General features: G+C 63.5%; 1 protein-coding gene. It reads right to left on the reverse strand.

From position 1 onward, the window contains the following. Positions 1-1,032, reverse strand: a 1,032-nt coding sequence (gene ispG / locus ACFU8Q_RS41675; RefSeq protein ID WP_384465500.1) for a flavodoxin-dependent (E)-4-hydroxy-3-methylbut-2-enyl-diphosphate synthase, incomplete at both ends; no start/stop codon positions are given.

Genomic DNA, 1,032 nt, shown 5'->3' on the forward strand with positions numbered 1-1,032 from the left:
CTCGGCGATCTTCATGGCTTCTTCGATCAGCGTCTCGACGATCTTCGACTCGGGCACGGTCTTGATGACCTCGCCCTTCACGAAGATCTGCCCCTTGCCATTGCCCGACGCGACACCCAGATCCGCCTCACGCGCCTCCCCCGGACCATTGACGACACAGCCCATCACGGCAACCCGCAACGGCACCTCCATGCCCTCAAGACCCGCCGACACCTGATCCGCCAGCTTGTACACATCCACCTGCGCCCGCCCGCACGACGGACACGACACGATCTCCAGCCGACGCTGCTTCAGATTCAACGACTCCAGAATCTGCAGACCGACCTTGACCTCCTCCGCCGGCGGCGCCGACAACGACACCCGGATCGTGTCCCCGATCCCCTCCGACAACAACGCACCGAACGCCACAGCCGACTTGATCGTCCCCTGGAACGCCGGACCCGCCTCCGTCACCCCCAGGTGCAACGGGTAATCGCACTGAGCAGCCAGCTGACGGTACGCATTCACCATCACCACCGGATCGTTGTGCTTCACCGAGATCTTGATCTCCCGGAAATCATGCTCCTCGAAGAGCGACGCCTCCCACAGCGCCGACTCCACCAACGCCTCCGGAGTCGCCTTCCCGTACTTCTTCAGCAACCGCGCATCCAGCGAACCCGCGTTCACACCGATCCGGATCGGCGTACCCGCATCCTTCGCCGCCCGCGCGATCTCCTTCACCTTGTCGTCGAACTGCTTGATGTTCCCCGGATTCACCCGCACCGCAGCACAGCCCGCATCGATCGCCGCGAACACATACTTCGGCTGGAAATGAATATCCGCGATCACCGGAATCTGCGACTTCTTCGCGATCGTCGCCAACGCATCCGCATCATCCTGCGTCGGACACGCCACCCGCACGATCTGACAGCCCGACGCCGTCAACTCCGCGATCTGCTGCAACGTCGCACCGATGTCCGACGTACGCGTCGTCGTCATCGACTGCACCGACACCGGCGCATCCCCGCCCACCGCAACCGACCCGACCTGGAT

Origin of the sequence: Streptomyces sp. NPDC057543 (assembly GCF_042801895.1) — a bacterium.
Taxonomy (GTDB): Bacteria; Actinomycetota; Actinomycetes; order Streptomycetales; family Streptomycetaceae; genus Streptomyces.